This window comes from Pseudomonas sp. 2822-15, from assembly GCF_002742515.1.
Taxonomy (GTDB): Bacteria; Pseudomonadota; Gammaproteobacteria; order Pseudomonadales; family Pseudomonadaceae; genus Aquipseudomonas; species Aquipseudomonas salomonii.
The window spans coordinates 185,951-198,450 of record NZ_LJRY01000377.1 but is presented as its reverse complement, the minus strand read 5'-3'; the positions used below and the strand labels follow the sequence as shown (position 1 = coordinate 198,450).

Genomic DNA, 12,500 nt, shown 5'->3' with positions numbered 1-12,500 from the left:
AAGGCGGAACCGCGCGATCAGGCGTTGTTGGCGAGGAAGGTCAGCAGGGCTTCGTTGACGAAGTCCGGGTTTTCGCGGCTGGAGATATGCCCGGCGTCTGGAATCAGGGTCAGGCTGCAACCGATCAGCTCGGCCATTGCCCTGGATTCGGCAGGTGGGCGGGGCTTGTCCTGCTCGCCGCACATAATCAGGGTGGTGTCGGTGTCCAGGCGGTGCAGTTGGTCGAGGATATCGGCGCGGCTGAAGATCTGACGACCCAATGGCACGATGCTGTGCAGCAGGCGCTCCTTGGAGAAAGCCTGCAGCGACTGGCGGAAATCCTGGTACAGCGCAGATTCGCGGTCGATGCCTGGCCGGAAGAAGATCGGCGCGACCACATCCAGTAGCGGCTCAGGAATGGCGCCGGCGTCCTCAATCATCTTGAACAGCGAAAAGTAATACTGGCGCGTGGCCTCGGGCTCGGCGCCGAGGTAGGTGTCCATCAGCACCAGGCTGTTGATGCGCTGCGGCGCCAGCAGCGCCAGGCGCGCGCCCCACATGCCGCCTACCGACAAGCCCACCAGGTTGATCTGTGCGATGTCCAGCTGATCCAGCAGGGCCAGGGTCTGGCGCGCCAGGTCGTCGAGGGACTGGGTTTGGGCCGGCAGCGGGCCGGATTCACCATGGCCCCACAGCTCGGGGACGATCACGCGGTACTGTTGCGACAGGGCTTCAATTTGCGGCGCCCACATGTGGCGGTCCCACAGGTAGCTTGAGCCCAGCAGAACGACCGGGCCGGTGCCCTGGTCGACATAGTGCAGCGGTTGTCCATCAATGACGGCGACAGGCATAGCAGGCCTCTGACTTCACGGAGTTAGGGGCACTTTTTTACGCTAGTCGGGGGCGAGGGGATAGGTGCAAAGTGATGGCACTTGGTGGTGGCGTGGCGTGGTGGGTTGGGCTGGGTTGGGTGAATATCCGTTATTTAGGTAATGGCGGCTTATGGTTCCGCTCTTACAGCGGCTCACTTTTTGAGGGACCAAAAAGTAAGCAAAAAGTCCTCGCCCCAACACTCGGTGCCTCGCTGTGGCTCGGCATGCCCGCAATCCGACAGTGATTTGGGCCATCGTGTTTGACGGGGCGATTTCAGATCAAGATCAAGATCAAAAGCGCAGATCAAAAGACCGCTGACTTCGTCATCGAAAAGGATGTAAGAGCCGGAGCAACAGCAGAGCCATACTCGGTCAAAGGTGGGAGCTGGCTTGCCTGCGATGGCATCAACTGGGTGTGCCTGACACACCGAGGTGCCTGCATCGCAGGCAAGCCAGCTCCCACAGAAAAGCAGCTCTTCAGTGTATGCAAATCCGCAGCCGACCTCATATTCAAAACTGCATGCGATCAACTGTGGGAGCGGGCTTGCTCGCGAATGCGGTGGGTCAGCCAATTCATCTGTCTCTGACACACCGCATTCGCGAGCAAGCCCGCTCCCACATTTAGACCGCGTTGCATCAGGTAGATAGGCTTTGGATTTGCACTTGATCTGGCTTTTGCTTCAACCACTCAGGTCGGCTTTCAGGCCGCCGTGCTGTAGATCTTGATCTTGATTTTGATCTGAGGCGCCCCGTCAACCACGCTGGCCGAACGCAGGCTTGAATCCGTGGGTAACCCGGCAGGACGCCGGGTTAGCCGCGCTGGGCCAAGGATGGCCCATCGCGGCGGCCCACGGACTCAAGCCTTCGTTCTGGCACGCCGAGCCTAAGCGAGGTGCCGAGTGGTGGGGCGAGGACCTTTTGGTTACTTTTGGCTGGGCCGGCATTCCGGGCGTTTGCAAAAGTGACCCGCCGTAAGGGCGGAACCATAGGTAGCCATTACCGCAGCAACGGATATGTACTCCGTCTGATCCACCCCCCTGCCAAGCCTACCTCACTGCCACAGCCCAATCTTCGTCAGCTCTTGCTTGAAGTTCTCCCGCGTAATCAGCGTCACTTCGTCCATCGCCGTGTACTTGGGCGGCTCAGTACCTTTGGTGACCCACTCATACATCATCAGCGCAGTGTTGTAGCCCTCGATATGCGGGCTAGGCAGCATCGAACCGAAAAAGCCACTGTCAGCCTTTTTCAGTTCGCCAATGGCATCCGTACCATTGATGCCGATACCAATCACATTGGCCGCAGCAAAACCGGCCGTTTCGGTAGCGCGCACGCCACCAAGCACCGTGTTGTCGTTCATACCGCCGATAATCAGGTTCTTGGCACCGCTGGGCAGCTTGACCAGCGCCGAGTTGGTGGCGTCCATACTGCCTGGTACATCGAGGGTCTTGGCAGCGGTGAACAGGATGTGGTCTTTGGGAAAGCCAGCGTCTTCCAGGGATTTGACCGAACCGTCAGTGCGCTTTTTACCCGTGTCGAGTTCGTTAAAGGTGTTGATCACCGCATAGGTATCCTTCCAGTCCCAACCGCGTTTTTTCGCCTCAGCCGCCATCGCCGCGCCCTGCTTCTGGCCGACTTCAAACGCGGCCATGCCCAGGTACGGCACGTCCTCCATGAAGTTGCCCTTGGCATCAACGAAGCGATCATCCACCGCAATCACTTTCAGGCCGTTGGCCTTGGCCTTGGCAACGATGGCCGGGCCCAGCGACACATCCGGCGGGCAGATCACAAAGCCCTTGGCGCCGTTGGCCGCCAGGCTGTCGATGGCTGAGAGGGTTTTCTCGCCATCCGGCACGGCGATCTTGATCACGGTAAAGCCATGCTCCTTGCCGGCTTTTTCGGCAAACGCCCATTCGGTCTGGAACCACGGTTCTTCAGCCTGCTTGACCAAAAAACCAATCTTCACTGCTTCAGCGGCCTGCAACAGACCGCCCAAGCTCAGGGCCGACACCGCCACAGCGGCGCAGCACAGGGAACGCATACCTCGACGACGATTCATACGGGTGACTCCTTGTTATTGTTTTCAGGTCTTGGGTTTATCCGGCAAAGCGGTGACAGGGGGTGCCCGGCACATCGACCTCGATGGCCAGCACTGCACCATCCAGCGGGTGATCGAGTGGGCTGGCGGCGCTGGTGATGTAGAGCGTGGTGAGGTGGGGGCCACCAAACACGCAACTGGTGGGGCGGCTGACGGGCAACTCAATAACGCGGTCGACCTCACCCGCCGGCGTCAGGCGCAGCAGGCAACTGCCATCCCAACGGGCGTTCCAGATATAGCCGTCTGCGTCCATCGCCGAGCCGTCAGGGCCGCCACGCTCATGCGGGCCGAACCAGACCCGGGCAGGGTCGAGCTGACCGTCCGGCTTGACCGAATGCCGGTACAAAGTGCCGTCCAGGCTGTCGCCAAAATGGACATGAGCGCCGTCATCGCTCCACACCAAGGTGTTGGGAATGCCCAGCCCTTGCAGCAGCGGCGTGACGTGTGCGTTGGCATCGATCCGAAACAGGCCGCCGGAACGCCGCGTAATCGGCAGGTCTTCACCCTGCTCACCAATATTGTTCTGCATGGTGCCCAACCACAGGCGGCCCTGGGCATCGCAGCGCGCTTCATTGCCACGGTTACCCGGTTGCGGGTCGGCCACGCACAGCAGCGTGAGGGCTTCGGTTTCCAGGTTCAGCCGGTACACGCCGCTGCTCAGCGTGACCAACGCACCGCCACCTTCACAGGGGATAAAGGCCGAGACGTGCTCGGGCAACTGCCAGATCTGCAACTGCCCGCCCATCAGGCGCAGCGCCTGCTTGCCGGCGATATTCACCCAATACAGCGCCTGGGTCGGCACGTCCCAGAACGGGCCTTCGCCCAGCTGCGCACGGTGCGCAGTGACTGCGGTACACGACATAAAACCTCCTGGTGTTACAGCGGGTCGCGCGATGGCGTGCCATCCACCAGCCGCTGGATGCGCAACGGGTTGGCGTTTTTCAACGCGTCGGGCAGCAGGCTATCAGGGTAATTCTGCAAGCACACCGGGCGCAGGAAACGGTCGATGGCCAGGGTGCCGACCGAGGTGCCACGGGCATCGGAAGTGGCCGGGTACGGGCCACCGTGAACCATCGAATCACAGACTTCCACGCCGGTCGGGTAGCCGTTGAGCAGGATGCGCCCGACTTTCTGCTCCAGCAGTGGCGTCAGTTCAGCGAACTGCTGCAGGTCGGCCGGTTCAGCAATGAGCGTCGCAGTGAGCTGACCGTGCAGGCCGTGCAAGGCGTCGCTGAGCTGGGCCTGATCGGCGACCTCGACAAACACCGTGGCAGGGCCGAACACCTCTTCCTGCAACACCTCATCACCGTCGATCAGCAAGCGCACGTCGGCCTTGAACAGCTGCGGCTGCGCCTGACTGCCCACTTGAGCGCTGCCCGCCAGGTGTTGGATGCCGGGGTGCGCCGAGAGTTTTTCCAAGCCTTTGCCATAACTGCCGAGGGTGCCGGTATTGAGCATGGTTTGCGCCGGCTGTTCACCGATCAGTTGCGCCACCTGTTGGGTAAACGCGCTGAACTGTGGCGAGGCAATACCGATCACCAAGCCAGGGTTGGTGCAGAACTGGCCACAGCCCTGCACCACCGAGGCGGTGAGGTCGCGGGCGATGGTCTCGGCCCGGGCCTGCAAGGCCTGGGGCAGCACGATCACCGGGTTGATGCTCGACATCTCGGCAAACACCGGGATCGGCTGCAGGCGTGCCGCCGCCATATCACACAGGGCACGGCCACCCTTGAGCGAGCCGGTAAAACCCACGGCCTGGATCGCCGGGTGCTTGACCAGCGCCTCACCGACGCCGCCACCGAAGATCATGTTGAACACGCCCGACGGCATCTCGGTGGCCTCGGCCGCCCGAATGATTGCATCGGCCACCCGCTCGGCCGTCGCCATATGCCCGCTGTGGGCCTTGAACACCACCGGGCAGCCGGCCGCCAGCGCGGCGGCGGTGTCACCGCCGGCGGTGGAAAATGCCAACGGGAAGTTGCTCGCGCCAAACACCGCCACCGGGCCGAGACCGATGCGGTATTGGCGCAGGTCCGGGCGCGGCAGGGGTTGGCGGTCGGGCAAGGCTCTGTCGATGCGCGCACCGTAAAAGTCACCGCGACGCAGCACCGTGGCGAACAGGCGCATCTGGCCGCTGGTGCGCCCGCGCTCGCCTTTGATGCGCGCTGCAGGCAATGCGGTTTCGCGGCAAACCAACTCGATAAAATCATCCCCCAGCGCGTCCAGCTCATCGGCCACCGCTTCCAGGAACTGCGCGCGACGCGAGGCACTCAATGCCCGATACGCGGGATAAGCGGCAGCGGCGGCCTTGGCGGCGGCATCCACCTCGGCGGGCGTGGCCTGATAGAAATCCTGAGGCAATGCCTCGCCGGTGCCGGCATCGACGCTTTTCAAGGTGATGCTGCCCTGGGCGCTGCGCTGGCCGCCGATGTAATTATGGCCGAGTAACGGATTCATGCTGATCTCCTTAAAGGCTGATGACAGTGCCAGGTTCGAACGCCGCCTCGGCGCTGCCGACCCGATTGACCAACGGTGCACCGAACTCGGCCTGGCTGATCTCGAACACATCCCCCGGCTGGGTACGTATACCGTCGGCGAATGACAAGGTGGCGGTGCCGAAGAAATGAATGTGCACGTCGCCCGGGGTCAGGAACTGGCTGTATTTGAAATGGTGATACTCGAGGTTTTCCAGGCTGTGGCACATGTTCGCCTCGCCACTGAGAAATTCGCTTGCCCATAGCTCCTGGCCGTCTCGAAGAATGCGGCTGGTGCCGGCCAGGTGCTGGGGCAACTCACCCACGCGCAACTCCGGGCCATAGCTGCAACTGCGCAACTTGGAATGGGCCAGGTACAGGTAATTCTTGCGTTCCATGACGTGGTCGGAGAACTCGTTGCCCACCGCATAACCCAGGCGATAGGGTTTGCTGTCTCGGCCGATCACGTACAGCCCGCCGATTTCCGGCTCTTCACCGGCGTCTTCGGCAAAGGCCGGCACCGGGAACGCCTGGCCTGGGCGTACGACAATACGGCCATCGCCCTTATAGAACCATTCCGGTTGCACGCCGGCTTGGCCGGCCGCTGGCTTGCCGCCCTCCACGCCCCATTTGAAAATACGCATGGTGTCGGTCAAGGCGCTGTCGTCACCGGCCTGATGCATTTTATCGCGGGCCGAGGCACTGCCCAAGTGCGTCAGGCCAGTGCCGCTGATCAGCATGTGCGCCGGGTCCGGATGGTCCAGCGGCGGCAGGACTTTGAGGTCCGCCAACAGCGCAGCGTAGTCATGACTGTCGCCCAGCCCCAGGCTGTCGACCTGTTGCGCCAGGCCCACACCGGCATCGATGGCGGCCAGCGCCAATTCGCGCACGCTGCGTGCGGTGTGCACTTCGCGCAGTGTGTTGCCTTGCACCACGCCGACACGACGCTCACCGTTACGCAATTCGAACTGAACTAAACGCATCAAACTTCTCCAGGATTAAGTACGTGTGGCGCCTCGGGCGCTGGCGGCAAACTGGTCGGCGGGCAGCACATGCTTGCGTTCCAGCACGCGGTACACCACAGCGGTCAAGAACAGCCCGAACACCATGACGCCGGCCAAAAAATACAGGCCCGAAGCCAGGTTGCCGGTGTATTCCTTGAGCGCGCCGATCACGAACGGGCCGATATAGCCGCCCAGGTTGCCCACCGAGTTAATCAAGGCAATGCCCGCCGCCGCACTGGCACCGGCAAAAAACCGCCCCGGCAAGGTCCAGAACACCGCCGTGCAGGAAAACAAGGCAAACGCCGCCAGGCACAGCGCCGCCATTTGCAGCACCGGCACGCTCAGCCAGGCACTGCAAAACAAGCCGATGGCGCCGAGCACATAGAGCACGGCAAGGTGGCCATACCGATCGTTCAAGCGGTCGGAACTGCGCGGGATGATCAGCAGCCCGATGATGCCGAAAATGTAGGGCACGGCCGAGATAAAACCGGTCACCAGGTCAGTGCCGCCGAACTGTTTGATCAGGGTCGGCAACCACAGGCCCAGGCCATAGATGCTCAAGGTCACCGGCAGGTAGAACAGCGCCAGCAGCAACACGCGCTTGTCCTTGAGGGCATGCAGCGGGTTGCCGTGGCGGGTCTGACCGTAGGCTTGCAGGTCTTTGGCCAGCTCAGCGGTCAGCCAGGTTTTCTCGTCTTCGCTCATCCAGTTGACCTGCCTGGGGCCGTCCGGCAAAAAGCGCAGCACCGGCCAGGTCAGCAACAACGCCGGTGTGCCGATCACGATAAACAGCCATTGCCAGCCGTGCAGCCCGAGGATGCCGTCCATGCCCAGCAGGCCGCCGGACACGGGCCCGGTGATCATCATGGCAATCGGCTGGGAGAGGATAAACAGCCCCAGGATCTTGCCGCGATGGCGCACCGGGAACCACTGGGTGATGTAGTACAGCACGCCCGGAAAGAACCCGGCTTCGGCCGCGCCGAGCAAAAAGCGCATCACATAAAAACTGTGCGGCCCCTGCACAAAGGCCATGCCGATGGTGATGGCGCCCCAGGTGAGCATGATCCGTGCAAACCAGCGCCGCGCGCCGAAGCGGTCGAGCATCAGGTTGCTGGGGATTTCAAACAGGAAGTAGCCAATAAAGAACAACCCGGCCCCCAGGCCATAGGCGGCATCGCCGATGCCGACGTCGGCGCCCATGTGCAGCTTGGCAAACCCCACCGCCGAGCGGTCCACGTAGGCGATCAGGTACAGCAGGATCAGGAAGGGAATCAGTTTCAGCGTGATACGCCGAACAAGCCGCAATTCCTGGCTCATGGGGTCGATCTCCGATTGTTGTTTTTATAGAAGCTCGGGGGCTGCCTCTCGCGAAAATCCGCCAGGGTCAAACCTCAATTAAGCTGGACTATATAGTATGACTATTTGCAAAACAACACTTCCAAAGCTGCGTTTTTGCGCTTATGTTTAAGCACATATAGAACATATAGTCATACAATAAGAGAGTCGATCATGCCTGATAAAAAGCCCGCCCTACGCTCCGCCCAGTGGTTTGGCACCGCCGACAAGAACGGTTTCATGTACCGCAGCTGGATGAAGAACCAGGGCATTGCCGACCATCAGTTCCATGGCAAACCGATCATTGGCATTTGCAACACCTGGTCGGAACTGACCCCGTGCAACGCGCATTTCCGCCAGATCGCCGAGCACGTCAAACGCGGTGTGATCGAGGCCGGTGGTTTCCCGGTGGAATTCCCGGTGTTCTCCAATGGCGAATCCAACCTGCGCCCCACCGCCATGCTCACCCGCAACCTGGCGAGCATGGATGTAGAGGAAGCCATTCGCGGCAACCCCATCGACGGTGTGGTGCTGCTGACCGGCTGCGATAAAACCACCCCGGCGCTGCTGATGGGCGCGGCCAGTTGTGACGTGCCGGCCATCGTGGTCACCGGCGGGCCGATGCTCAACGGCAAGCACAAGGGCCAGGACATCGGCTCGGGCACCGTGGTGTGGCAACTGAGCGAGCAGGTCAAGGCCGGCACCATCACCCTTGACGATTTCCTTGCGGCTGAAGGCGGCATGTCGCGCTCGGCGGGTACCTGCAACACCATGGGCACCGCGTCGACCATGGCCTGCATGGCCGAAGCACTCGGCACTTCCCTGCCCCACAATGCGGCGATTCCGGCGGTGGATGCACGGCGCTATGTGCTGGCGCATATGTCTGGCATGCGCGCGGTCGAGATGGTGCGTGAGGATTTGAAACTGTCGAAAATCCTTACCAAGGAGGCGTTTGAAAACGCGATCCGGGTGAATGCGGCCATCGGCGGTTCGACCAACGCGGTGATCCACCTCAAAGCTATCGCCGGGCGCATTGGCGTCGAGCTCGACCTCGACGATTGGACCCGCATGGGCCGTGGCATGCCGACCATCGTCGACCTGCAGCCGTCAGGTCGTTTCCTGATGGAAGAGTTCTACTACGCCGGCGGCCTGCCGGCCGTGCTGCGTCGCCTGGGCGAAGCCAACCTGATCCCGCATCCGAATGCCTTGACGGTCAATGGCAAGTCGTTGGGCGAGAACACCCAGGACTCGCCGATCTACGGCCAGGACGAGGTGATCCGCACCCTCGACAACCCGATCCGCGCCGATGGCGGTATTTGCGTATTGCGCGGCAACCTGGCGCCGCTGGGCGCCGTGCTCAAGCCCTCCGCCGCCAGCCCCGAATTGATGCAGCACCGTGGCCGCGCGGTGGTGTTCGAGAACTTCGACATGTACAAGGCACGCATCAATGACCCGGCGCTGGACGTGGATGCCAACTCGATTCTGGTCATGAAAAACTGTGGCCCCAAGGGTTACCCCGGCATGGCCGAAGTCGGCAACATGGGCCTGCCCGCCAAGCTGCTGGCCCAGGGCGTGACTGACATGGTGCGCATTTCCGATGCACGCATGAGCGGCACCGCCTACGGCACGGTGGTGCTGCACGTGGCACCGGAAGCTGCCGCCGGTGGGCCGCTGGCCACGGTGCAGGAAGGTGACTGGATCGAGCTCGACTGCGCCAACGGCCGGTTGCACCTGGATATCCCCGACGCCGAACTGGCGGCGCGCATGGCTGACCTTGCGCCAGCGCAAAACCTGATCGTCGGCGGCTACCGCCAGCTGTATATCGATCACGTGCTGCAGGCCGATCAAGGCTGCGACTTCGACTTCCTGGTGGGCTGCCGTGGCGCTGAAGTCCCCCGGCATTCCCACTAATTGGGATGCTATGATGCCGCGAACCTAAGCCAGAGCCTCCCCGTCGTTATGGATCACCAGCCGCCCAAGCCGCGCAAGAGCCAGCATGCCCAGATCGTTCAGGACTTGGGCATGCACATCGTTTCCGGTCGCTTCAAGCCCGAAGAACGCCTGCCCATGGAAGCCACGCTGTGCGAGGAATACCAGGTCAGCCGCTCGGTGTTGCGTGAAGCGACCCGCGTGCTCAGCGCCAAGGGCCTGGTGTACTCCAAACCACGGGTGGGCGCGGTGGTGCGTCCACGGGTGAAATGGCATTTGCTTGACCCGGACGTGCTGTCCTGGCTGATGCAGTCCACGCCCCACAGCGAATTCTTCAACACCCTGGCCGGCGTGCGGCGCATCCTCGAACCGGAAATCGCCGCCATGGCCGCGACCACGGCCACCGCCGAAGACATCGCCACCATCGAAACCGCCTACCGGGGCATGGAAACCGCCAAGACCCACGATGACCTGCTGCAGGCCGACCTGGACTTCCACCGCGCCATCGCCGACGCGACCCGCAACGATTTGCTCGCCTACATGTGCAACATGCTGTCGTTGCCGCTGCGCGAATCGATCAACATCACCAACCGCCGCCCCGACATCCAGGGCCTGAGCCTGCCCCGCCACAAAGCGATCCTCACCGCCATCCAGAACCGTGACGCCCTCGGCGCCCGGCACGCCTCGCTGGTGCAACTGGATGACACGCGGGTGGCGCTGGACACGGTGATGAACGTGCTCACGCCGCTGTAAATTGATCGTCTACGCTCAGAGGGTCAGTTCGAGGAACCGGCCACGCTGAGCACTCATTGGGCGACTGCACACCCGTGCGGGTTAATCGGCCTGCCCTCCAGATAGGCCCGATCCTTGCCATTTTGCTTGGCGCCATACAGGTTGCGATCAGCGTCCTTTAGCACCGCCGACATCTCGTCCCCCGCCGAAAACCGCGCCATTCCCGCGCTGCACGTGTAGTTGTGCGGCGCCGCTACACTGCGTCGGATCGCCTGCAACAAATCCCGTGCGAACTGACTGGCGACAGCCGGGTCGTCGCCCAACAACAGCACACCGAACTCTTCGCCGCCGATCCTGCCGAAACTGTGGCTGCCCTTGGCGGTTTTCAGGCAGGTGGCCATGGCGCAAAGAATGCTGTCGCCCACAGCGTGGCCATACCGGTCATTCTTGAGTTTGAAACTGTCGATATCCAACATCATGAAATAGCCGCTCTGGCCACTGGCGATCAGCGCGTCAAAGCCCTGCATGAAGGCGCGCCGGTTGAGAATGGAGGTCAGGTAGTCCGTCTCTGCCAGCTCGCGAAACTCGCTTTCTACCAGCAACACCGAGCGCAAGTTCTTCAAATAGGAAAAACTTAGAATAAAGCCGATGGCCACCGACGCGACGCAAAAAATATACAGATAGACCTGGACATCGCCGTAAATGTCCGCCTGGATGCACGGCCATAAAATCAACCAGACTAACGTGGCGCAGGCCAGGTAATCCTGCACACTGATAAACAGGATGGCGCTGCTGATCACCAGGATAACCGCCAGCGGCAAGCCAAACAGGCGCAACTCCCCATGCGCGCTGATGACATAGGCAAACCCCACGGACAGCAGCACCACGTATACAACCCCGAGCGCACGCCACAGGTAAAAGTGGGGAGTCATGTGGTGCAGTCGACACACCGCCAACAGGCACAGGCTGATCGCCACCAAATATACATCCAGCTGCATATCCGGATGAATCAACAACACCCCGAGCCAGGCAATAATCCCGATTAACTCGGCCTGAGTGACCGCTGGCGACAGTAACCGACGCATCCGTGGCCTTAACTTCAAGTTAGCAGGCATCCCTTTCCCCTCTTTCAACCGCGTGCAGGCCCACCGCAAATGAAAACGCCATAAACCGTCTTACCAGGCGAACAAAAGCCGGCAGCACTTCCAGCTGTTTTTTTGCATGCACTTTGAAATAGCCCTTCTCGACGCCCTCGCGGACCATTCGAATAATATGGGTTTTCGATACCGATAGCTGCTGGGCGAGCGCAAGATAAGATGACGACTTGAAGGTCATGCGCTCGTTTTCCGGTGAAAAGGCATCGTTATAAATCGCCAGCATCAACAAATGCCCTGCATCTTTCTTCACCAGCCAATAACAGTCGGGCAGCAACACATCAACGGTCATTTCGTCGGCCAGGATCTGCGCGAAGCCTTTGAAGTAAAGGGCCAGAAAACGGCGGTCATCCATCTCGCGCATTGTGCGAAACAGGTCTTTTTCAGGGCACATCAGCGCCAGCGAGTCGGTAATTGACGTCAGCATCAGCCGCACTTCCCGACAGGCTTCGTCCGAGGGCGCATACACCCTGAAACGGCTGTCCTCCGGGTGCGCGTCGACCTCCATGAAGCCCAGCGCCCGAAACAGCAGGAAGATCGATTCCAGGCTGTTTCTTGAGCAATACCCGCGCGCCACACAGAAGGCTTTCACCTCGCAAAGCAAGGCTGTCGGTTTGGAAAAGTACTCGCTGAAAAGTGCAAAAGAGACCATCAAACGGCTGTATTTCATTGCACTTTTGTAGAAAAACGGGCGTTTCGAGTAAGGGCCTAGAAGCACCTGATAATGCGCCCGAATACAAGATTCAAAGTCCTCATGACGTTCAAGCGCTTGTGCAGTATTACCAATATCCAACTTTAACGAACTGACGTGCATGAAAGAGCCCTGATCAACCAACTTCATCCCACTGATCTAGACTACGAAGTTCACGTAGTCAGGTCCCAAAACAAATCACGTCGTAAAACGGTCCTTGATGGCGCTTTGCCTT

General features: G+C 60.9%; 10 protein-coding genes. 2 read left to right on the top strand and 8 right to left on the bottom strand.

All coding sequences use genetic code 11. The features are described from left to right. Positions 1–17: 17 nt before the first annotated feature. The 6 genes from AOA59_RS29900 to AOA59_RS29870 form a co-directional block, all read right to left on the bottom strand. Complete coding sequence (locus AOA59_RS29900) at positions 18–830, bottom strand: alpha/beta fold hydrolase (RefSeq protein ID WP_069788760.1); 813 nt, start codon at positions 828–830, stop codon at positions 18–20. A 1,072-nt stretch (positions 831–1,902) separates the two neighbouring features. Further along, entirely contained in the window at positions 1,903–2,907 is a 1,005-nt protein-coding gene (locus AOA59_RS29890; RefSeq protein ID WP_017136516.1) for a substrate-binding domain-containing protein, read from the bottom strand. 37 nt (positions 2,908–2,944) lie between these two features. Further along, positions 2,945–3,808, bottom strand: coding sequence for an SMP-30/gluconolactonase/LRE family protein (locus AOA59_RS29885; protein ID WP_099489966.1), 864 nt, complete (start codon positions 3,806–3,808; stop codon positions 2,945–2,947). A gap of 14 nt (positions 3,809–3,822) precedes the next feature. After that, on the bottom strand, positions 3,823–5,403 hold the full coding sequence (locus AOA59_RS29880; RefSeq protein ID WP_099489965.1) for an aldehyde dehydrogenase (NADP(+)): 1,581 nt from the start codon (positions 5,401–5,403) through the stop codon (positions 3,823–3,825). 10 nt (positions 5,404–5,413) lie between these two features. Continuing rightward, entirely contained in the window at positions 5,414–6,403 is a 990-nt protein-coding gene (gene araD1 / locus AOA59_RS29875; RefSeq protein WP_099489964.1) for an AraD1 family protein, read from the bottom strand. 15 nt (positions 6,404–6,418) lie between these two features. After that, on the bottom strand, positions 6,419–7,741 hold the full coding sequence (locus tag AOA59_RS29870; RefSeq protein WP_065932150.1) for an MFS transporter: 1,323 nt from the start codon (positions 7,739–7,741) through the stop codon (positions 6,419–6,421). A 192-nt stretch (positions 7,742–7,933) separates the two neighbouring features. Here AOA59_RS29870 and AOA59_RS29865 point away from each other — a divergent pair, with 192 nt between their 5' ends. Together AOA59_RS29865 and AOA59_RS29860 are read left to right on the top strand one after the other, a co-directional pair. Then, complete coding sequence (locus AOA59_RS29865) at positions 7,934–9,670, top strand: IlvD/Edd family dehydratase (RefSeq protein ID WP_099489963.1); 1,737 nt, start codon at positions 7,934–7,936, stop codon at positions 9,668–9,670. 48 nt (positions 9,671–9,718) lie between these two features. Next, positions 9,719–10,441 (top strand): FadR/GntR family transcriptional regulator, encoded by a 723-nt coding sequence (locus AOA59_RS29860; protein WP_017136521.1) that lies wholly within the window; start codon positions 9,719–9,721, stop codon positions 10,439–10,441. A gap of 53 nt (positions 10,442–10,494) precedes the next feature. Here AOA59_RS29860 and AOA59_RS29855 read toward each other — a convergent pair whose 3' ends face one another. After that, the gene (locus tag AOA59_RS29855; RefSeq protein ID WP_178076319.1) at positions 10,495–11,535 is read right to left on the bottom strand and encodes a GGDEF domain-containing protein; all 1,041 of its coding nucleotides are present in this window, start codon (positions 11,533–11,535) and stop codon (positions 10,495–10,497) included. Then, positions 11,525–12,415 carry a hypothetical protein gene (locus tag AOA59_RS29850; protein WP_065932154.1) on the bottom strand — a complete coding sequence of 297 codons (891 nt, stop codon included), beginning with the start codon at positions 12,413–12,415 and terminating at the stop codon, positions 11,525–11,527. Before AOA59_RS29850 ends, AOA59_RS29855 begins: the two co-directional genes overlap by 11 nt. Positions 12,416–12,500: the final 85 nt, after the last annotated feature.

Excerpts from the sequence above, each read along its gene's own strand:
- AOA59_RS29860 (WP_017136521.1), top strand. The coding sequence starts at position 9,719 with ATGGATCACCAGCCGCCCAAGCCGCGCAAGAGCCAGCATGCCCAGATC.
- AOA59_RS29870 (WP_065932150.1), bottom strand. The coding sequence starts at position 7,741 with ATGAGCCAGGAATTGCGGCTTGTTCGGCGTATCACGCTGAAACTGATT.
- AOA59_RS29885 (WP_099489966.1), bottom strand. The coding sequence starts at position 3,808 with ATGTCGTGTACCGCAGTCACTGCGCACCGTGCGCAGCTGGGCGAAGGC.
- AOA59_RS29900 (WP_069788760.1), bottom strand. The coding sequence starts at position 830 with ATGCCTGTCGCCGTCATTGATGGACAACCGCTGCACTATGTCGACCAG.
- AOA59_RS29865 (WP_099489963.1), top strand. The coding sequence starts at position 7,934 with ATGCCTGATAAAAAGCCCGCCCTACGCTCCGCCCAGTGGTTTGGCACC.
- AOA59_RS29890 (WP_017136516.1), bottom strand. The coding sequence starts at position 2,907 with ATGAATCGTCGTCGAGGTATGCGTTCCCTGTGCTGCGCCGCTGTGGCG.
- AOA59_RS29880 (WP_099489965.1), bottom strand. The coding sequence starts at position 5,403 with ATGAATCCGTTACTCGGCCATAATTACATCGGCGGCCAGCGCAGCGCC.
- AOA59_RS29850 (WP_065932154.1), bottom strand. The coding sequence starts at position 12,415 with ATGAAGTTGGTTGATCAGGGCTCTTTCATGCACGTCAGTTCGTTAAAG.
- AOA59_RS29855 (WP_178076319.1), bottom strand. The coding sequence starts at position 11,535 with ATGCCTGCTAACTTGAAGTTAAGGCCACGGATGCGTCGGTTACTGTCG.
- araD1 (WP_099489964.1), bottom strand. The coding sequence starts at position 6,403 with ATGCGTTTAGTTCAGTTCGAATTGCGTAACGGTGAGCGTCGTGTCGGC.